Source organism: Deefgea salmonis (genome assembly GCF_020531905.1).
In the GTDB taxonomy this organism is placed as follows: domain Bacteria; phylum Pseudomonadota; class Gammaproteobacteria; order Burkholderiales; family Chitinibacteraceae; genus Deefgea; species Deefgea salmonis.
Genome location: NZ_JAJAWG010000004.1, coordinates 114,029 through 133,561, shown reverse-complemented (window position 1 = coordinate 133,561; position 19,533 = coordinate 114,029). Strand labels below are relative to the sequence as shown.

Below are 19,533 nucleotides of genomic sequence, written 5' to 3'. Positions count from 1 at the left end.
ACAATACCTGCAAGCGATCAACAAGGAACGATTCCGATGTCTAACCTAACCTCTTCTCCTGCTTGGCTGGCACTCGCTGAGCATTTTAAAGAAGTGTCACCGATGCATATGCGCGATTTATTTAATAATGATCCGCATCGATTTGAAAGGTTTTCACTTGAATCGGGCGGCTTATTTTTTGATTATTCAAAAAATCGTATCACCGAAAAAACCATGAGTCTCTTGATGGACCTAGCGCGTCAATCGGGCTTGGTCGATCGCATTGAAAGCATGTTTTCTGGTGAAAAAATCAATACCACCGAAAATCGTGCCGTACTGCACACCGCATTACGTAATTTAGACCGCACGCCGATCATGGTCGACGGCGAAGACGTGATGCCCAAAGTGAATGCCGTGAAAGAACAAATCGGCGTGTTTTCTGACAAAGTTCGCTCCGGTGAATGGCAAGGTTACACCGGTAAACCGATTACCGACATTGTGAACATCGGGATTGGTGGCTCTGATTTGGGCCCGCTGATGGTCTGCCAAGCACTCAAAGAATACGGCCACGCTCGCCTGACCATGCACTTTGTTTCCACCGTTGATGGCGACCAAATTGTTTCAACGCTCAAGCAGCTTGATCCAGAGACCACGTTATTTATTGTTGCGTCCAAAACCTTTACCACCCAAGAAACCATTACCAATGCGCGCACCGCCCGCAAATGGTTCTTGTCGAGCGCGCTCGAAGAAAAACACATTGCCAAACACTTTGTTGCCGTCTCAACCAATAGCAAAGCGGTGGCTGAATTTGGTATCGACATCAACAATATGTTTGAGTTTTGGGATTGGGTTGGCGGGCGTTACAGCCTGTGGTCAGCGATTGGCCTGCCCATTGCCATTTACTTGGGCAAACATAACTACCAAGATTTGCTGCATGGTGCGTACACCATGGATCAGCACTTCCGTAGCAAACCACTCGAGCAAAATTTGCCGGTCATTATGGGAATGCTCGGCATTTGGTATGCCAATTTCTTTGACGCCACCACGTATTTGATTTCGCCTTACAACCAATGCCTGTCGCGCTTTCCAGCCTACTTGCAACAATTGGATATGGAATCAAACGGCAAGTCGATCGACCTCGACGGCAACCGTGTTGATTACGCCACCGGCCCTGTGGTTTGGGGTGATGCGGGTATTAACGGCCAGCACGCGTATTATCAGATGCTGCATCAAGGTACCCAGCTACTGCCGATTGATTTTATTGCGACCATTGAGCATCCGGACATTCCAGAACCACACAGCACCATTTTGATGGCCAATGTGTTTGCTCAAACCGAAGCCTTTATGCGCGGTAAGAACGAAGCGGAAGTTCGCGCCGAGCTCGACAAAGCTGGCATTACTGGTGAAGCCCAAGAAAAACTCGTCCCGCACAAGATTTTCAAAGGCAATCGTCCGACCAATACCATTTTGATGCAACGCCTGACGCCACGTCGTTTAGGTGCGCTGATTGCCCTGTATGAACATAAAGTATTTGTGCAAGGCACCGTTTGGAATGTCAATTCCTACGATCAATGGGGCGTTGAACTTGGCAAACAATTGGCTAAAGCCATCGAAGCCGATTTAACCACCCCAGGTTTGACGCACTCGCACGACGCATCAACCAATGGCCTAATTAATTATTACAAGCGGAACACCCCGCGCTAAACCAAAAGGGCGACTACTCGTCGCCTATTTACAAACAATATCCGAACCGATCATCGGATGTGTACCACAACACCACTCACAAGGTAGATACAAATGGCAGAGCAACTCAATGACCATGATCCACAAGAAACTAAAGAATGGCGCGATGCTTTAGCAAGCGTGATTGAAGCTGAGGGCGCTGAGCGTGCTCATTTCTTAGTAGAACAACTGGTCGATCACGCCCGTCAAGACGGTGTCAATATTCCGTACACCGCGACCACTGCTTACATCAATACCATTCCAGCGCACTTACAAGCCAAACATCCAGGCAATGCGCATCTTGAAGAACGCATTTTGTCGTACACCCGCTGGAATGCGGCGGCAATGGTGGTTAAAGCCAATCGTTTTGATGGTGATTTAGGTGGCCACGTTTCTTCGTTTGCCTCTGCTGCTACTTTGTACGATGTGGGCTGGAATCACTTCTGGCATGCTGCCGACGAAAATCATGGCGGCGACTTAATTTATATCCAAGGTCATTCAGCGCCTGGCGTTTACGCGCGTGCTTTCCTTGAAGGCCGTATCTCTGAAGCGCAACTGAATAAATTCCGTCAAGAAGTCGATGGCGGTGGTTTGTCGTCTTACCCACATCCTTGGTTGATGCCTGATTTCTGGCAATTCCCAACCGTATCAATGGGTCTAGGTCCATTGATGGCGATCTACCAAGCACGCTTTATGAAATACCTCGATGATCGCGGCTTCACGCAAAAAGGCGATCGTCACGTATGGTGCTTCTGCGGTGATGGTGAAATGGATGAGCCAGAATCACTTGGCGCGATTTCACTCGCAGGTCGTGAACACCTCGACAATCTGATTTTTGTAATTAACTGCAACTTGCAACGTCTAGACGGTCCAGTTCGCGGTAATGGCAAAATCATCCAAGAACTCGAAGGCGACTTCCGTGGTTCGGGCTGGAATGTGATTAAAGTCGTTTGGGGCACAGGCTGGGATGCGTTGTTAGCACAAGACAAAAAAGGCTTGTTGCAAAAACGCATGATGGAAGTCGTTGACGGCGAATATCAAACTTATAAATCAAAAGATGGCGCTTATGTTCGCGCGCATTTCTTTGGTGCTTACCCAGAGTTGCTCGATTTGGTTTCTAGCATGTCCGATGACGACATCTGGCGTCTGACTCGCGGTGGTAATGATCTGTACAAAGTGTACGCAGGCTATAAAGCAGCGGTACAACACAAAGGTCAACCCACCCTATTGCTGGTTAAAACCGTCAAAGGTTTTGGTCTAGGTACCGCTGGCGAATCACAAAACGTGGCCCACAACACGAAGAAATTAGCCAATGACGATTTATTGAACCTGCGTGATCGCTTCAATATTCCATTGACTGACGAACAAGCCGCGTCATGCACGTTCTACATGCCACCGGCCGATTCTCCAGAATTGAAATACATGCACGAGCGTCGCAGTGCTTTAGGCGGCTTCTTGCCAAGCCGTAAGCCAGTGGACGAACCACTCGAAGTGCCAGGTTTAGATCTATTCAAAGGTCTACTTGAGTCTTCTGGTGATCGTGAAATGTCGACCACCATGGCTTTCGTGCGTATTTTGACTGCCTTGGCCAAAGACAAGAAAATCGGTAATCGCGTTGTGCCTATCGTTCCGGATGAATCACGTACTTTTGGTATGGAAGGTTTGTTCCGTCAACTCGGTATTTGGTCGCACGTGGGCCAATTGTACGAGCCACAAGATGCTGACCAATTGATGTTCTACAAAGAGTCAAAAACGGGTCAAATCTTGCAAGAAGGGATTAACGAAGCTGGCGCGATGTCTGACTGGATCGCCGCATCAACTTCTTACGCCAACCACGGCGTAACCATGATTCCGTTCTACATCTACTACTCAATGTTTGGTTTCCAACGTATCGGTGACTTGGCTTGGGCAGCAGGCGACTTGCGCGCACGCGGCTTCTTGATTGGCGGTACTGCCGGTCGCACGACATTGAATGGTGAAGGTTTGCAGCATCAAGACGGCCACGGTCACTTGTTTGCAGAATTCATCCCAAGCTGCGTATCGTACGATCCAACGTTTGCCTATGAATTGGCGGTGATTGTGCAAGACGGTATGCGCCGTATGTACCAAGACCAAGAGAACATCTATTACTACCTCTCAGTCATGAACGAAAACTACACCCAACCGGCCATGCCAGCGGGTGCAGAAGCGGGCATTCTGAAAGGGATGTATATGTTCCAAGAAGCCCCGAAAGACGCCAAGCTCAAAGTGCAATTGATGGGTTCAGGTACGATTTTCCGTGAAGTAATCCAAGCTGCTGCATTGCTGAAAGCTGATTTCGGTATCGAATCGGATATCTGGGCCTGCCCAAGCTTTAACGAATTGCGCCGCAATGGTATGGCAGCTGAGCGTCACAATATGCTCAACCCAATGGGTGAACAAGCGGTGCCATACGTGACCCAATGCTTGACTGGCCGCCAAGGTCCTGTCATCGCAGCAACCGATTACAAACGCGCCTTTGCCGATCAAGTTCGCGAATATGTACCAGGTCGTTACGTGGTACTCGGCTGCGATGGTTTTGGCCGTTCTGACTCACGCAAACAATTGCGTAAGTTCTTTGAAGTCGACAGCTTCTACGTTGCGGTTGCCGCAATTAAAGCTTTGGCTGACGAAGGCAAGATCGGTAAAGAGAAGGTACTTGAAGCCATGGAAAAATATGGCATCAACCCAGCGAAACCAGCCCCTTGGACAGTGTAATCGAGTGAGTCGTTCTTACGGGGTATAGCCCAGAAAGATAAGAGCGATAAGAGGGCGAGGCCTATACCTCGCCCCTAACTCTCACCCACACAGGATTTGATGATGAGCAATTTAATTGAAGTAAAAATTCCAGACATCGGCGGGCATGCTGGTGTTGATGTGATCGAAGTCTTCGTCAAAGTTGGCGACACGATCGAAAAAGAACAATCTTTAATCGCACTTGAAACCGACAAAGCGACGATGGAAGTGCCATCAACGCACGCAGGCGTAATTAAAGAAATGAAAATCAAAGTCGGCGATAAAGCTTCTGAAGGCGACGTGGTATTGTTGCTCGAAGTCAGCGAAGCGGCGCCTGCGCCTGCAGCCGCTGCTGCGCCAGTTGCAGCCGTTGCTGCTGCGCCAGCCGCGGCTGCACCCGCAGCTAGTGGTGGCGTGGTTGAAGTCAAAGTACCCGATATCGGCGGTCATGCTGGCGTTGACGTGATTGAAGTCTTTGTTAAAGTTGGCGATGTCATCGAAAAAGAGCAATCGCTAATCGCGCTAGAGACAGACAAAGCCACCATGGAAGTGCCATCAACGCACGCCGGCGTGGTTAAAGAAATCAAAATCCAAGTCGGCAGCAAAGCGTCTGAAGGCGATGTGATTTTATTGCTTGAAGTCGCCGCAACCGCGAGCGCACCAGCCGCCATCGTTACCGTTGCTGCGCCTGTTGCAGCAGCCCCAGCACCGATTGCTGCAGCCCCCGCTGCCGTAGTCACTGCTGCGCCAGCAGCCAGCACCGCAGTGAATGAAGTGACTTTTGGCAAAGCGCATGCTTCGCCATCTGTGCGTAAATTCGCCCGTGAACTCGGCGTTGATTTAGGCAAAATCACCGGTAAAGGCCCGAAAGGCCGTATTTTGCACGATGACGTGCAAAGCTTTGTTAAATCCGTCATGACCAGCGCAGTGGCTTCGTCACTGGCGGCTCCGGCAACCGGTTCAGGCTTAGGTCTCGATTTATTGCCTTGGCCAAAAGTCGATTTCGCTAAGTTCGGCCCGATCGAAAGCAAGCCATTGTCAAAAATCAAAAAGATTTCTGGCGCCAACCTGCATCGCAACTGGGTGGTGATCCCGCACGTCACGTTTAACGACGAGTGCGATATCACCGAATTGGAAGACTTCCGCAAAACCATCGGTAAAGAATGGGAAAAAAGTGGCCTGAAATTGTCGCCACTGGCTTTCATTATCAAAGCCGCTGCAGAGGCACTCAAAGCCTTCCCAGAAATGAATTCTTCGCTCGATGGCGATGTGTTAATTCTGAAGCAGTATTACAACATCGGTTTTGCTGCGGATACGCCAAATGGCTTAGTCGTTCCCGTTATCAAGAACGTGGATCAAAAAGGCCTCAAGCAAATCACCAAAGAATTGACTGAATTGTCAGCTTTAGCGCGTGATGGCAAGCTCAAACCAACTGATATGCAAGGCGCGACATTCACTATTTCTAGTCTCGGCGGCATCGGTGGCACCAGCTTTACGCCGATCGTGAATGCACCTGAAGTGGCGATCTTGGGCGTGTGCAAATCGCAAATCAAACCCGTCTGGAATGGCAAAGAATTTGCGCCACGCCTGATGTGCCCATTGTCATTGTCATTTGATCACCGCGTCGTTGACGGCGCGCAAGCCGGTCGCTTCACGGTGTTCTTGGGTAAATTATTGTCTGACGTACGTCGGTTGGTGCTGTAAGCAGCCTGTAGGGTGGGTTAGGCGGTCCGTTGCCGTAACCCACCAGACCCTCGCGCAATATGGTGGGTTACGCCGATGGCTAACCCACCCTACAGAACTCACAGGATTCTCAAATGAGCAATACGATTGAATTAAAAGTACCCGATATCGGCGGCCATGCTGGTGTTGATGTGATTGAAGTGTTTGTTAAAGTCGGCGATACCGTTGCCGTTGAAGACAGCTTGATCGCACTCGAAACCGACAAAGCAACGATGGAAGTACCGTCAACGCACGCTGGCGTCATCAAAGAAATGCGTTTGAGCGCAGGCAGCAAAGCGTCAGAAGGCGACGTGATCGCCATCTTGGAAGTCACTGCAAGTGCGGCGGCACCCGCGCCAGCTGCTGCGCCGGCTCAAACTTCGGCACCGGCAGTATCGGCCCCTACGCCAGCTGAAGCACCGATTGCAGGCCAATACACCGGTAATGTCGATATCGAATGCGATATGCTGGTCGTTGGCGCTGGCCCTGGTGGCTATTCTGCGGCGTTCCGTGCTGCTGACTTGGGCATGAAAACTGTCATCGTTGAGCGTTATGCTACGCTCGGCGGTGTGTGCTTGAATGTTGGTTGCATTCCATCGAAAGCCTTGCTGCACAACGCAGCGGTGATCGATGAAGTGTCGCATATGGCGAAAAACGGGATTAAATTTGGCGCGCCCGAAGTCGATATCGATGCCCTACGCGGCTACAAAGAGCAAGTGATTAACAAGCTCACTGGCGGCCTCGCTGGCATGGCAAAAATGCGTAAAGTTGAACAAGTACGCGGTATTGGTACTTTCCTTGACGCCAATCACATGGAAGTTCAAGCCACCACTGGTACCGGTAAAGATTTAAGCGGCGAGAAAAAAGTCGTTAAATTTAAGCAAGCTGTGATTGCTGCAGGTTCACAAGCGGTGAAACTGCCATTTATTCCGAACGATCCACGCATTGTGGATTCAACTGGCGCGTTAGAACTCAAATCAGTACCAAAACGCATGTTGATTATCGGCGGCGGGATTATTGGTTTGGAAATGGGCACCGTGTATTCAACCCTGGGCGCGCGTTTAGACGTGGTTGAATTGTCCGACGGCTTGATGCAAGGCGCAGACCGCGACCTCGTAAAAGTATGGCAAGACTGGAACGCGCATCGCTTTGACAACATCATGCTCAGCTCAAAAACCACGTCGATTGTGCCAAAAGAAGACGGCGTTTGGGTGACATTTGAAGGCCCGAAAGCCCCTACTGAGGCGCAATGCTACGATTTGGTACTGTACTCAACGGGTCGCTCACCAAACGGCAAGAAAGTTGGCGCTGAAAACGCCGGCGTAATGGTCGACGAGCGCGGCTTTATCAACGTTGATAAACAAATGCGCACCAATGTGGCTAATATCTTCGCGATTGGCGATTTAGTCGGTCAACCGATGCTGGCGCATAAAGCGGTGCATGAGGCGCACGTTGCCGCTGAAAACGCTGCGGGTCAAAAAGCCTACTTTGACGCTCGTGTGATTCCTGGCGTCGCCTATACCGACCCTGAAGTGGCCTGGGTGGGTCTGACTGAAGATCAAGCCAAAAAAGACGGCATTAAAATCACCAAGGGCGTATTCCCATGGGCGGCTTCTGGTCGTGCGATTGCCAATGGCCGTACCGAAGGCTTTACCAAGTTGATTTTTGATGCTGAAAATGGCCTCATCCTTGGTGGCGCGATTGTTGGCCCACACGCTGGCGATATGATTGGTGAAATCTGTCTCGGCATCGAAATGGGGGCCGACGCAGTCGACATCGGCAAAACCATTCATCCTCACCCAACCATGGGCGAGTCGATTGGGATGGCCGCCGAAGTGGCAAAAGGCGTTTGTACTGATTTGCCGCCACAGCGCAAAAAATAAATCGCTGTTATGCAACAAAAAAGCCACGATATTCGTGGCTTTTTTTATACACTTGCATTTAAAACGATGAATGGCTAAATGATTAATTATCAATAAAAACAGATATTTGCCGCCCAAAGCAGAGCAAAGACATCAATTGCCGCCACCTCTTGGCAAATATTGCCGATATGGCATCTAACACCACGCCTAAAAGCGATATTAGCCAATCAAATATACGTATATTCCGCATTGCAACATGGCACGCGTCTTGCAATACTTGATTCACCGTGTTGCAAGGAACAACTCAAATGGCCAGCTATCAACTCAAGTCTCATATGTCGACTGGTGTTCAACAAAAACCTGCGGAGCAACTGAGCGATGAAGTGACTGCACAACTACAGCATTATTTAGAGCTCTGTGCCAATTTACGCATTGATTTCTATGATTGCCTTGCACATGCGCGCATTGAATATGATAAAAATCGTCGGCATTAAATTTTAGGCAATAAAAAAGCACTCAAATGAATGAGTGCTTTTTTATTTATTGGCGTTCCCACGGGGAATCGAACCCCGGCCGCCGCCGTGAAAGGGCAGTGTTCTAACCGCTAAACTATGGGAACTTAAATCTTATTTAATTGATGCGTAAACCATCAATTAAACCAAACTGGTGGAGGTAAGCGGAATCGAACCGCTGACCTCTTGCATGCCATGCAAGCGCTCTACCAACTGAGCTATACCCCCAGAGAGAGCAGAATAATAGACGGCAATTTAAAGTACGTCAAGCCCTCTTTGATTTATTCTGCACTTTTTTTTAAATCGGCGCCCACCAATAAGGATCGGTCGCAAAGTTCACTTCAGCAGCCTTCGAATTAGGATAATTTTGCAGCAATACTCGGCGCGTATCTGCGCTTAATTCCTTCATACCCAGCTTATCGTAAGATTGAATCATCAAACCCAATGCATCTTCAACTTGCTTGGTATTGGCATAATTATCCAGCAAAGCACGGCCACGGTTGGCTGCAGCTAAATAAGCGCCACGTTGAAAATAGTAACGTCCAACGTGCAATTCATATTTGGCCATTGCGCCAATTAAATACCCCATCCGAATTTCGGCATCACGCGCATATTTACTGTCTGGAAAACGCTGCACTAAATCACGAAACGAATTAAAAGACTCTTTCGCTGCCTTGGGGTCACGCTCGGACATGTCTTGCTTGGACATCGACGACATAAAACCTTGCGACTCATTAAAAGTCACGAGACCTTTTAGGTACAAAGCGTAATCCAAACTAGGATGACTTGGATTTTGTTTAATAAAGCGATCAATGGCTGCTAAAGCCAATGCCGGTTCTTGATCCTTGTAATAGTTGTACCCCATTTCCAATTGCGCTTGTTGTGCATAGCGCCCATAAGGGAAACGTGCTTCTAATTTTTCCAATAGCTTATTGGACGCGTCATAGCTGCGGCTCACTTGCTCAGATTTAGCCGCAGAGAATAATTTCTCGGCACTCCAGCCCTGAGTTTCATCAGGTTTTTCATTATTAAGCGAAGAACATCCTGCCATTAGGCTAACTAACAAGGCAGAAATCAGGATTCGCGGTAGAATCTTAGTCATGATGCAATCCGATATTGAACTCGACGATTATAACGACTTCGCAGACATCCGTGTTTTGTCTGTGCCCGCCGACTTGGCAGGTACACGCTTGGACGCTGCTTTAGCGAAGATTTTGCCTGATTTTTCCCGTAGCCGCTTGACTACGTGGATTAAAGACGGGCGGGTTTGGGTAGATGACGCAACTGCGCTACCAAAAACCAAACTCTGGGGAGGAGAAACGCTTAAAGTCGACGTGCAGCCCGACCCCAACGAAGTGGCGTTTGAAGCCGAAGACATCGAGCTCGATGTCTTATACGAAGACGCCACCATTATTATTATTAATAAACCTGCTGGCTTGGTCGTTCATCCGGGTAGCGGCAATTGGTCGGGGACTTTATTAAATGCCCTGCTATTTCATTACCCTGAATTACGCCAAATCCCGCGCGCAGGGATTGTCCATCGTCTAGATAAAGAAACCAGCGGTTTAATGGTGGTGGCACGCACACTGCAAGCGCAAGTGCACTTGGTCAATCAATTACAAGAACGCAGCGTGAAACGCCATTATATTGCCGTTGCCAACGGTCTAATCCATGCCGATGGCACGGTGGATGCGCCGATTGGTCGTCATCCCAAAGATCGCGTCAAAATGGCCGTCGTTCGAAGTGGTAAACCTTCGATTACGCATTACCATGTTTTAGAACGTTTTAACGCTTACACGATGATTGAATGCCGCTTAGAAACCGGTCGTACCCATCAAATTCGCGTACATATGGCCCATATTAAACATCCACTCGCCGCTGATCCGGTATATGGCGTAGCGCCTAAAATGGATACCAGCAGCGAAGTGCGTATGGCACTGGACGAGCTAAATCGCCAAGCATTGCACGCCAGAAAGCTCTCTTTAGTTCATCCTGAGAGTGGTAAAACCATGACGTGGAAAGCGGCAATTCCATTTGATTTGGAGCAACTGATTGGGACTTTACGCGCCGATGTGGGATTAAGCCAAGACGATTTCAACGACGAAGATGAAGGCGAAGACGAGCATGACTGTGAACTCATTTATGTTCGTGAATAATACCAATTTATTAAATCCGATTTGGCCAGCCCCAGCGAATGTCCAAGCTAGGCAAACCACGCGGCATGGCGGCGTCAGCGTGGCGCCTTATGCCAGCTTCAATGTGGGCGACCATGTTGGCGATGAGATCAATGCCGTCATCGCCAATCGGCAACAACTGCCCCACCCTGCTGCTTGGCTTAAGCAAACCCATAGCACCATCGTGGTCGATGCCGCAGCAATTCATGCGCCCATCGAGGCCGATGCCAGCATAAGCCGTACCAAAGGAGCAGTCTGTGTCGTGATGACTGCCGATTGTTTACCGGTTTTGCTGTGTGATCAGCACGGGACTGTGGTTGCGGCGGCGCATGCCGGTTGGCGCGGCCTTTGTGATGGCGTGATTGAAAACACCGTACATGCGATGGCGGTCCCCAGCAATACCTTAATGGCGTGGTTAGGCCCAGCAATTGGGCCGAGCGCTTTTGAAGTGGGCGACGAAGTCAGAGCGGCTTTTATCGAGCATGATGCCGCTGCTGCTGCCGCATTTACTGCCAACGCCGATGGAAAATGGCTGGCTGATATGTATTTATTGGCACGCCAACGCCTTAATGCACTCGGAATTACAGCCATTTATGGCGGGGGCGAATGCACTTTTACCGATAGCGACAATTATTTTTCCTATCGTCGCGACGGCATCACCGGCCGCATGGCCAGCTTGATTTGGCTGGAATAACTCAGCTCGTCAGTGGATTTTAATACCGAAAAATAAAAGAGTTTATCGACCTACATAATGGGTATTTGCTTGCAAGGCATATTCACAATGGCTTGCAAGCAAATACCCATATTCGTATCGCTACAAGCAAACAATGGTTTAGCCGCTTATTCTTGCTCTAAATTTTGCTGCTCGAGTTTGGTTTCGGCTTTTTTCTTTTGCACACTGCGTTTCAGCCAAAAAATCAGCCAAGTGGGTAGCACGGCTAAGGTAATAAAGAAAAATAGCCCAAGCACCCAATTGCTTGCGCCAACCACAGCGGCAAACATCACAATCACAAACAAGTAACCAATCAATAAGATATACATTCGCAACCTCAAAAAAAGGCGCCACTGGCGCCTTTTTTAATATTTTAAACTATGCAAATTAAGCGCGTTTATCGTGCTCAATCAAGGCATAGGCAGAGTGATTATGAATCGACTCAAAGTTTTCCGATTCAACCACATAGGCCACAATCCGTGGTTCATCATTCAAACTGGCCGCCACATCGCGCACCATGTCTTCAACAAACTTTGGATTGTCATACGCACGTTCGGTCACGTATTTTTCATCTGGGCGTTTTAATAAACCATACAACTCGCAAGAGGCTTGTTTTTCAACCATCTCAACGATTTCTTCGATCCACACATGCTGACCCAAAGTGGCGCTAATGGTGACGTGAGAGCGTTGATTATGCGCGCCATAGGCGGAGATTTTTTTCGAACAAGGGCAAAGACTCGTCACGGGCACAAGGACTTTGAGTGTCTGTGTAAACACGCCGTCTTTTAACTCACCAATCAGCGAAACATCATAGTCAAGCAAGCTTTTTACGCCTGAAACCGGCGCCGTTTTATTGATAAAAAACGGGAAGCGCATTTCTAAATAACCCGCTTCAGCTTCTAAACGCTCACACATTTGACGCAAAATAGTTTCAAATGATTCCACTGAAATTTCTTTGTTGTGACTATTTAAAATCTCAACAAAGCGCGACATATGCGTGCCTTTGAAGTGTTGCGGCAAAAAGACATACATATCAAAAGTAGCAACGGTATGTTGCACCCCATCAGCGCGATCTGCGACTTGCACTGGATGGCGGATCGATTTGATACCGACTTTGTTAATCGCAATATTGCGGGTATCCACTGTGTTTTGCACGTCGGCAATAACCACGCTCATCGGAATCTCACTTCAAAAGAATTAATTGGATGGATTGATTATACCCCGAGCGCAATACCCGAGCAAACCAGTCGGGAATTGCATTTATCAATCGCAACGATTACTTCTGGCTAAACGCCGTCAATATTTGCCCGATGTACCGCGTGTAATTGGCCAGCGCTTGATCAATATGCGGCACCAGCATCGGTAAAGAAAAATACATTGCCGCAAAACCCACCGCCAAAGTCAGCGGAAAACCCACTGCAAACACATTTAACTGCGGCGCAGCCCGCGTCATCACCCCAATGGCTAAATTGGTAATCAATAACGCCGCCAATACCGGCAATGACAACAGCACTGCAGTGCGAAACACAATCGCACCTAAATTCGCAATTTGTTTAAAGCCCCCCGCTGAAAGCGATATGCCCCCGACAGGTAGCTGCACCATACTGTCAATTAATACCTGCAACACCATTAAATGACCGCTAATGGACAAAAACGCCAGCAGCATAAACAAACTCATCAACTGAGAAATCACCAAGCTATTGGTGGCGCTTTGCGGCGAATAAAACGTCGCAAAGCCTAAGCCCATTTGCAAACCCGACAAATGTCCAGCCAGCTCCACCCCGCTAAAAATCAGCCGCATCACAAAGCCCATTGCGAGGCCAATCAAGAGTTCCCGCAGCGCAATCAGCATGCCTTCGGGAGAGACCACCGCCACACTGGGCATCGTCGGCAGCAAGGGCGCCACCAGCACCGTGAGTAATAATGCCAAGCTGACACGCACTTTAATCGGAATCGCGCGACTCGAAAAAAAGGGATCCGCGAGCAGCAGACCCAAAATACGTAAGAATGGCCACCAGAATAATGCCAGCCAAATTTCAATTTGGACTTGAGTGACCGTAATCATCCAATCAACAGAGGAATGCTTTGATACAGACGAATGGTGTAATCACTCATGGTTTCAATCATCCACGGCAAAGCCAGTACCAGCACCAAAAAACAAGCGAGGATTTTGGGGATAAAAGAAAGCGTCGCCTCATTAATCTGCGTTGCCGCTTGAAAAATACTCACAATCAAACCCGCAATGAGCGCAGTGAGCAACACCGGCGCGCCCAGCAAAATCATCACTTCCATCGCTCGTTGTAATAAAGTCACTACCGTTTCTGGTGTCATGATTAACTCGGAATATAAAAACTTTGCACCAAGGACCCCATCAACAGCGTCCAGCCATCCACCAACACAAACAACATAATTTTAAATGGCAAAGAAATAATCACTGGAGACACCATCATCATCCCCATCGCCATCAAAATACTAGCAATAACTAAATCAATAATTAAAAACGGAATAATGACTAAAAAACCAATCTGAAAAGCGGTTTTCAGCTCGCTCGTCACAAACGCCGGTACCAACACACGCAAGCTCACGTCTTCTGGGCCATTCGGCGCTTTGGCACCGGACACCTCGATAAAAAACGCCAAGTCTTTTTGCCGAGTTTGCTTGAGCATAAAGTCTTTGAGCGGAATTGCGCCTTGATCTAAGGCTTGATTAAACGTAATTTTTTGTTCCGAAAAAGGCTGATAAGCCGTGGCATACATCTTGTCAAACGTCGGTGCCATAATAAACAACGTTAGAAACAGCGATAAACCCACAATCACTTGATTGGGCGGACTTTGCATCGTGCCCAACGCCTGCCGCAGCAACGACAGCACAATGATAATTCGTGTAAACGACGTCATCATCAACAACATCGCCGGAATAAAGCCCAGCGCGGTCATAAACAGCAAGGTTTGAATCGGCAAAGAATACGCCGTTCCAGCTGCCGTTTGCGACGAACTCATAAAGGGTATACCCGCAGGTTCGGCAGCCAGCAATACAGGGCAAAGCAATACCCCAGCGAGTAGGACGATTTTCTTCATGATGAGGTGTTCCGTTTAGCCATTGCTGCTTGCAGCCATTGTGCAAATGCAGGCGTTGCTGGCGTTGTCGCCACATCTGCGGGCTTGTCCAGCGTATGCAGCAGATTGACTTGCTGATGAGTGACGCCAAGCACGAGCCAAGTACCATCAACCTCAACCACCACCACCCGCTCTTTGGTGCCCACCATCACGCCAGAAACAACGCGCAAATGGGGATTGCCAGCGCCAGGTACTAAGGCATAACGGCGCATCAGCCAAGCGCCGCCAACAATGCACGCTAGCACCAGCACTAAAGCCAAAATCACTTGAATCAGCTGACCCACACCAGGGCCTTGCGCGGTTTGCGCTGCCGTCGCCGCCACAACGGAGAACGGCAGCCCCACAAGGCTGCCGCAAAGCAATCGAATTAGATTCATATGATTGGGTTATTTATGCAAGCGACGAATGCGCTCAGCAGGGGTAATAATATCAGTGAGTCGAATACCAAATTTATCATTCACCACCACAACCTCACCCTGAGCAATCAAACAACCATTCACCAACACATCCATCGGTTCACCTGCCATCCCATCAAGCTCCACCACTGAGCCTTGTGCTAGCTGTAATAAACTACGAATTGCGATTTTAGTGCGCCCTAACTCTACCGTCAGATTGACCGGAATATCCAAAATCATATCAATATTATTGGGTGTATTAGTCGGTGCGGTGGCCGTATCAAAACGCTGAAAAATATCCGCCGCTTGCACCGTACTGGCACTGTCACTCGGTGTGTCAGTCACCTCTTGCTCGGCTAAAGCTGCCGCCCAATCGTCCATAATATCATCGGGATTTTCTGCTGCGCCCGTGGTTTCTTCAGCCATGACCTTCTCCGCTATTCTCTTCGTCTTGCACGCCGTTTAAAGCCTCGGCCGAGCCCAGTACTTTGTCGACTTTTAATGCATACTGACCGTTAAGAATACCATACTTACACTCAAGCACTGGCACGCTATCCACTGATGCAATAATGGCCTCTGGAATTTCCAAAGAAATCACATCGCCCGCCTTTAAATTTAAAATATCGCCCAAAGTAATTTTAGCGTTACCCAAGGTTGCCACCAGATTAACGTCAGCATGATGTAGTTGTTTGCGTAACAACGATGACCAACGATTGTCCGATTCAATGCGGTCGGTCTGCATCGAGCTATACAACATATCGCGAATCGGTTCGATCATTGAATACGGCAAGCAGATGTGAAAATCACCGCCACCAGCGCCCAATTCAATTTTAAAGGTATACGCCACAACGACTTCGGTCGGGGTTGCAATATTGGCAAATTGCGTATTCATTTCTGAACGCATATAGCTAAATTCGCACTCAAACACCGGCTTCCACGCTTTTTGATACTCTTCAAAAACCACTTCGAGCAAGCGCTGGATAATACGCTGCTCCGTTGGCGTAAAGTCTCGCCCTTCAACCCTGACGTGATAACGACCATCTGAACCAAATAAATTATCCACCACTAAAAAAACAAAATTAGGATCAAAAATAAATAAGCCAGTACCGCGTAACGGCTTCATTTGAATCATATTTAAATTGGTTGGTACAACTAAATTGCGAATAAACTCACTGTATTTTTGAACTCGAATTGGACCGACGCTAATTTCGGCGTTGCGGCGCATAAAATTATATAAAGCAATGCGTAAATTACGCGCAAAGCGTTCATTAATAATTTCCAGCGTTGGCATCCGCCCACGTACAATCCGTTCTTGTCGACCAATATCATAATTGCGGACAGCCGATAGATCGACGTCATCAGCACCATCGTCCTCTTCACCAGTCACACCGCGCAGTAGCGCATCGACCTCTTCTTGAGAAAGAATATCGTCTGCCATTGTCTCTTTTTATCACTCTGTTCTAATTTTTAACAAACTTACTGATAAAAATACTTAGTAAAATTAACGCTTAATACGCCTTCGTCTTTTGCTTCAACTTCTAAAATTGCATTAATTTTTTCTCTAATTTGTCGCGCCAATTCTTCCTGCCCCTGAGGGGTTTTTACTTCTTCTAAGGTTTTGGCTCGCAATAAACGATTCACCGCATCTAATATTTTGGGTTGTACGGCGGTAATTCGATCTTTATCGTGCTCTTCAGCCAATTCAACCATAATTTCAACTTGCAATACCGACTCAGCCTCACCGCTTAAATTAACGGTAAATGGTTGATCTTGTAATTTCGCAAATACTGGTTTAGCGTGCTCTTCTGATTTCTTTTCCTTTTTCTTTTCTTTTTTCTTTTCTTCACCATGTGCCGCCGCTTCTGCGGTTGCTTCTTCGGCATTGCCTTCAGCTGGACTTTTCAATAAGAAAAAGGCCAGCGCACCACCTAAAATTAAAATTAAAACCAATACAGCAGCAACGATAATAAGCAGGATATTTTTTTTAGATTTTGGTGCGGCTTCTGCTTTTGCTTCCGACATATTACATCCTTAAAATGAAAGCCCATGAATAGATTATCTTTCACGAGAAACTTAAACAACTATGCCCCAGCGTAGCTAGGGCGTAAAAAAATGCCAATATAGCGAAAGATACTATAAAACAAGCGCTAAGCAAGCGTTATTGCGGCAGAGCATAAGAAATCAGACAAATAAATTCAAGCCCCCTTTTTGAATTGGCAACCGCACTGTGGATATATCTTGTGATTTTTCATCGACCAAACCGGTGGCCATTCCGTAAGTAAATCCCGGTTCTCGACCATTTTGAGCTTGCTGCTGACCTTGATTCATTCCCTGCGATTGATTGTGCCCTGCTTGCTGCTGCTGATGTTGCTGCAACGTATCTGACGCGACTTGCACATTGCTTAAGGTAAAACCTTGTTCAGCCAATAAGGCCGTCAAGCGTGGCATGGCCGCAGCTAGCGCATCGCGCACCGCCGCATTTTGCGAACTAAACACCACACTGGCTTGATCTTGCGCCACATTTAACTGCACTTCCATTGGCCCTAAGTGCGCAGGATTCAACTGCATTTGAATTTGCTGCTCTTGCCGACCCAGCATCAGCCCAACCCGCTGCGCCAGCGCATCACCCCAACGCATTTGCCCAACCGGTTCAGCCAAATGATGCACTGGCACAGCGACTTCCTTATTTGGCAAAGCGCTGGTCACAGAGTGATTCGCAGCAAGGCTTCGCTGCTCATGTAGCGCAGTCAATTGCGTTTTAAAGTCGGTATTTGGCATTAACTCTAATGGCGTTTCTTTAACCTCAGTGGCGCTTAATTTTGCCGTATCGACGGCAAGGTTTGCCGTTTCAGTGTCCTCGACTTTGGGCTGCAGCAGCGCAGAGCGGCCAACAGGAACTTGTGGCTGATCTTCTGTACTGAGTTCAGCCTGATCAAGAGTCTGGCTGGCTGGTGTTTTTAACGACAAAGCATTCAATGAGTCCAACAATACCGGGCTTTGCGCCTCTGGTTCCGTCTGGCTCAACATCGCATCCTCTTTGACCGACGCACTCGCCATGCTTGGCATGAGCGTATTTTGTAGCATCGCCAACCAAGGGTCTATTGTTGCCGCTTGCGATTGCGCCGATTCACTCGTTGCGGCGTCTTCTTTGTTGACCGGTTTGCTCACTACTGACTTTTGGGGCGCACTAACTGGCGCAGGCGACTCGGCCCGATCACGGTCTAACTCACGTTTAAACTCGTCTTTAAAATCATTGCGCGGACTGGTTTCACGCGCAGTGCGCGACTCAACGGCACGACTGACAGGCGCTTGAACTTGCACTGGCACAGCTGAAGTTGTTGCCATAATTACACCCAATAAGAAGACTTTGCCTAGTAATAAGCAAAGACAATGCCAGCCGCTTAAAACTGCAGGTAAACTGGCGCTATGGCAGAAGATTCAGACCTAGAAAAAACCGAACCGGCCTCCCCCAAGCGCATTGAAGATGCGCGAAAAAAAGGGCAAGTGCCGCGTTCACACGAGCTCACCACTTTTGCCACCCTCATGGCAGGATTGGTTGCGGTGTTTACGCTCGCGCCGGATATATTTCATTCCATTCGCGAAATCATGATCGACAACCTCAGCTTTGATCGCACTGATTTAGTTAGTGCTAAGCAAATGCCTGAGGCCTTAATGGCCGCAATGCGCATCGCGTTGCTTGCCTTACTGCCTATCTTTGCCGCCTGCGCTTTGGTCGCCATCATGGTGCCGATTGCCATTGGTGGCTGGGTTTTTAGCACCGAAGCGCTCGGCCCCAACTTTGAAAAACTCAGTCCAATCGCCGGTATTGGCCGGATATTTTCGGTGCGTACCATTATTGAAACGCTCAAAACGATTTTAAAGTCAGGATTAATCGGTGGCATTGCTGGCTGGATTTTATGGGACGAAAAAGAGCAATTTATGAGTTTGATTGCCATGCCACCGGATGTTGGTTTTTTTATGCTGTGGCAAATGCTCAAATACACCCTCTTGATGACGGTCAGCGGCATGGCGCTCATTGTGCTAATTGATGTGCCGTATCAGCTTTGGGATTATTACAAAGGCCTCAGAATGACCAAGGAGGACGTTCGCCAAGAAAGTAAAGAATCGGAAGGTGATCCACATGTCAAGGCGCGCATTCGCCAATTACAAAGAGAAGCGGCGCGCAAACGCATGATGGCCGAGATCCCCAAGGCTAATGTCGTAGTGACCAACCCCACGCACTATGCGGTGGCGATTCAATACGACGAAGCCATGCGCGCGCCCAAAGTGGTGGCCAAAGGCTCTTTTTTATTGGCTGAACGCATTATTGAATTGGCCAAGGAGCACAAAGTCACCGTTGTACGCACGCCACCTTTTGCCCGCGCGCTGTATCACCACGCCCAATTGGGCGAAGAAATTCCCGCTGCGTTGTATACTGCCGCTGCTGAGGTTTTAGCTTACATCTACCAGCTCAATCAATATCAAAAAGAAGGCGGCTTCGCGCCGACACTCAATACCAATTTACCCGTTCCTGCCGAACTCGACCCTGAAGCAGAAAATCAGGGTATATAACTGCAAGCAATAT

The 19,533-nt window shown here is 48.4% G+C and carries 19 protein-coding genes and 2 tRNA genes; 8 read left to right on the top strand and 13 right to left on the bottom strand.

The window, feature by feature from the left end:
- The first annotated feature begins 36 nt into the window (after nucleotides 1–36).
- The 5 genes from pgi (at nucleotide 37) to LG219_RS08675 (ending at nucleotide 8,533) form a co-directional block, all read left to right on the top strand.
- On the top strand, nucleotides 37–1,683 hold the full coding sequence (pgi, locus tag LG219_RS08695) for a glucose-6-phosphate isomerase (protein ID WP_226764109.1): 1,647 nt from the start codon (nucleotides 37–39) through the stop codon (nucleotides 1,681–1,683).
- A 93-nt stretch (nucleotides 1,684–1,776) separates the two neighbouring features.
- A complete protein-coding gene (aceE, locus tag LG219_RS08690) occupies nucleotides 1,777–4,437 on the top strand; it encodes a pyruvate dehydrogenase (acetyl-transferring), homodimeric type (protein ID WP_226764108.1) in 2,661 nt (886 codons plus the stop codon).
- Between the two features lie 102 nt (nucleotides 4,438–4,539).
- Nucleotides 4,540–6,159 carry a dihydrolipoyllysine-residue acetyltransferase gene (gene aceF / locus LG219_RS08685; protein WP_226764107.1) on the top strand — a complete coding sequence of 540 codons (1,620 nt, stop codon included), beginning with the start codon at nucleotides 4,540–4,542 and terminating at the stop codon, nucleotides 6,157–6,159.
- 113 nt (nucleotides 6,160–6,272) lie between these two features.
- A complete protein-coding gene (gene lpdA / locus LG219_RS08680; RefSeq protein ID WP_226764106.1) occupies nucleotides 6,273–8,060 on the top strand; it encodes a dihydrolipoyl dehydrogenase in 1,788 nt (595 codons plus the stop codon).
- A gap of 287 nt (nucleotides 8,061–8,347) precedes the next feature.
- Nucleotides 8,348–8,533, top strand: coding sequence for a hypothetical protein (locus LG219_RS08675; protein ID WP_226764105.1), 186 nt, complete (start codon nucleotides 8,348–8,350; stop codon nucleotides 8,531–8,533).
- A 50-nt stretch (nucleotides 8,534–8,583) separates the two neighbouring features.
- Here LG219_RS08675 and LG219_RS08670 read toward each other — a convergent pair.
- The 3 genes from LG219_RS08670 to LG219_RS08660 all read right to left on the bottom strand — a co-directional run bounded on the left by LG219_RS08670 (nucleotide 8,584) and on the right by LG219_RS08660 (nucleotide 9,653).
- Nucleotides 8,584–8,658, bottom strand: a tRNA-Glu gene (locus LG219_RS08670).
- 45 nt (nucleotides 8,659–8,703) lie between these two features.
- Nucleotides 8,704–8,779, bottom strand: a tRNA-Ala gene (locus LG219_RS08665).
- A gap of 70 nt (nucleotides 8,780–8,849) precedes the next feature.
- Nucleotides 8,850–9,653 (bottom strand): outer membrane protein assembly factor BamD, encoded by an 804-nt coding sequence (locus LG219_RS08660; RefSeq protein ID WP_226764104.1) that lies wholly within the window; start codon nucleotides 9,651–9,653, stop codon nucleotides 8,850–8,852.
- Between LG219_RS08660 and rluD the strand changes: the two genes are divergently transcribed.
- Both rluD and pgeF read left to right on the top strand, forming a co-directional pair.
- A complete protein-coding gene (rluD, locus tag LG219_RS08655; protein WP_373314857.1) occupies nucleotides 9,652–10,707 on the top strand; it encodes a 23S rRNA pseudouridine(1911/1915/1917) synthase RluD in 1,056 nt (351 codons plus the stop codon). The two genes, LG219_RS08660 and rluD, sit on opposite strands and share 2 nt — an antisense overlap.
- Complete coding sequence (gene pgeF, locus LG219_RS08650) at nucleotides 10,676–11,419, top strand: peptidoglycan editing factor PgeF (protein WP_226764103.1); 744 nt, start codon at nucleotides 10,676–10,678, stop codon at nucleotides 11,417–11,419. Before rluD ends, pgeF begins: the two co-directional genes overlap by 32 nt.
- 146 nt (nucleotides 11,420–11,565) lie before the next feature.
- On the opposite strand, the gene LG219_RS08645 is transcribed toward pgeF, so the two are convergent.
- From LG219_RS08645 to LG219_RS08600, 10 genes are all read right to left on the bottom strand, one after another.
- A complete protein-coding gene (locus tag LG219_RS08645) occupies nucleotides 11,566–11,766 on the bottom strand; it encodes a hypothetical protein (protein ID WP_173532239.1) in 201 nt (66 codons plus the stop codon).
- A 58-nt stretch (nucleotides 11,767–11,824) separates the two neighbouring features.
- Nucleotides 11,825–12,613: a GTP cyclohydrolase FolE2 gene (gene folE2 / locus LG219_RS08640; protein WP_226764102.1), complete on the bottom strand. Its 789-nt coding sequence runs from the start codon at nucleotides 12,611–12,613 to the stop codon at nucleotides 11,825–11,827.
- 100 nt (nucleotides 12,614–12,713) lie between these two features.
- The gene (gene fliR / locus LG219_RS08635) at nucleotides 12,714–13,502 is read right to left on the bottom strand and encodes a flagellar biosynthetic protein FliR (protein ID WP_226764101.1); all 789 of its coding nucleotides are present in this window, start codon (nucleotides 13,500–13,502) and stop codon (nucleotides 12,714–12,716) included.
- The gene (gene fliQ / locus LG219_RS08630; protein WP_226764100.1) at nucleotides 13,499–13,768 is read right to left on the bottom strand and encodes a flagellar biosynthesis protein FliQ; all 270 of its coding nucleotides are present in this window, start codon (nucleotides 13,766–13,768) and stop codon (nucleotides 13,499–13,501) included. Before fliQ ends, fliR begins: the two co-directional genes overlap by 4 nt.
- Before the next feature lie 2 nt (nucleotides 13,769–13,770).
- Entirely contained in the window at nucleotides 13,771–14,514 is a 744-nt protein-coding gene (gene fliP, locus LG219_RS08625) for a flagellar type III secretion system pore protein FliP (protein WP_226764099.1), read from the bottom strand.
- Complete coding sequence (gene fliO, locus LG219_RS08620) at nucleotides 14,511–14,930, bottom strand: flagellar biosynthetic protein FliO (protein WP_226764098.1); 420 nt, start codon at nucleotides 14,928–14,930, stop codon at nucleotides 14,511–14,513. Before fliO ends, fliP begins: the two co-directional genes overlap by 4 nt.
- Before the next feature lie 9 nt (nucleotides 14,931–14,939).
- Nucleotides 14,940–15,374 carry a flagellar motor switch protein FliN gene (gene fliN, locus LG219_RS08615; RefSeq protein ID WP_226764097.1) on the bottom strand — a complete coding sequence of 145 codons (435 nt, stop codon included), beginning with the start codon at nucleotides 15,372–15,374 and terminating at the stop codon, nucleotides 14,940–14,942.
- On the bottom strand, nucleotides 15,367–16,386 hold the full coding sequence (fliM, locus tag LG219_RS08610) for a flagellar motor switch protein FliM (RefSeq protein ID WP_226764096.1): 1,020 nt from the start codon (nucleotides 16,384–16,386) through the stop codon (nucleotides 15,367–15,369). Before fliM ends, fliN begins: the two co-directional genes overlap by 8 nt.
- 38 nt (nucleotides 16,387–16,424) lie before the next feature.
- Nucleotides 16,425–16,970, bottom strand: a complete 546-nt coding sequence (locus LG219_RS08605) for a flagellar basal body-associated FliL family protein (RefSeq protein ID WP_226764095.1) — start codon at nucleotides 16,968–16,970, stop codon at nucleotides 16,425–16,427.
- Nucleotides 16,971–17,129: 159 nt separating this feature from the next.
- Nucleotides 17,130–18,293, bottom strand: coding sequence for a flagellar hook-length control protein FliK (locus LG219_RS08600; RefSeq protein ID WP_226764094.1), 1,164 nt, complete (start codon nucleotides 18,291–18,293; stop codon nucleotides 17,130–17,132).
- An 81-nt stretch (nucleotides 18,294–18,374) separates the two neighbouring features.
- Here LG219_RS08600 and flhB point away from each other — a divergent pair, with 81 nt between their 5' ends.
- Nucleotides 18,375–19,520: a flagellar biosynthesis protein FlhB gene (gene flhB / locus LG219_RS08595; protein WP_226764093.1), complete on the top strand. Its 1,146-nt coding sequence runs from the start codon at nucleotides 18,375–18,377 to the stop codon at nucleotides 19,518–19,520.
- The last annotated feature ends 13 nt before the right edge of the window (nucleotides 19,521–19,533 follow it).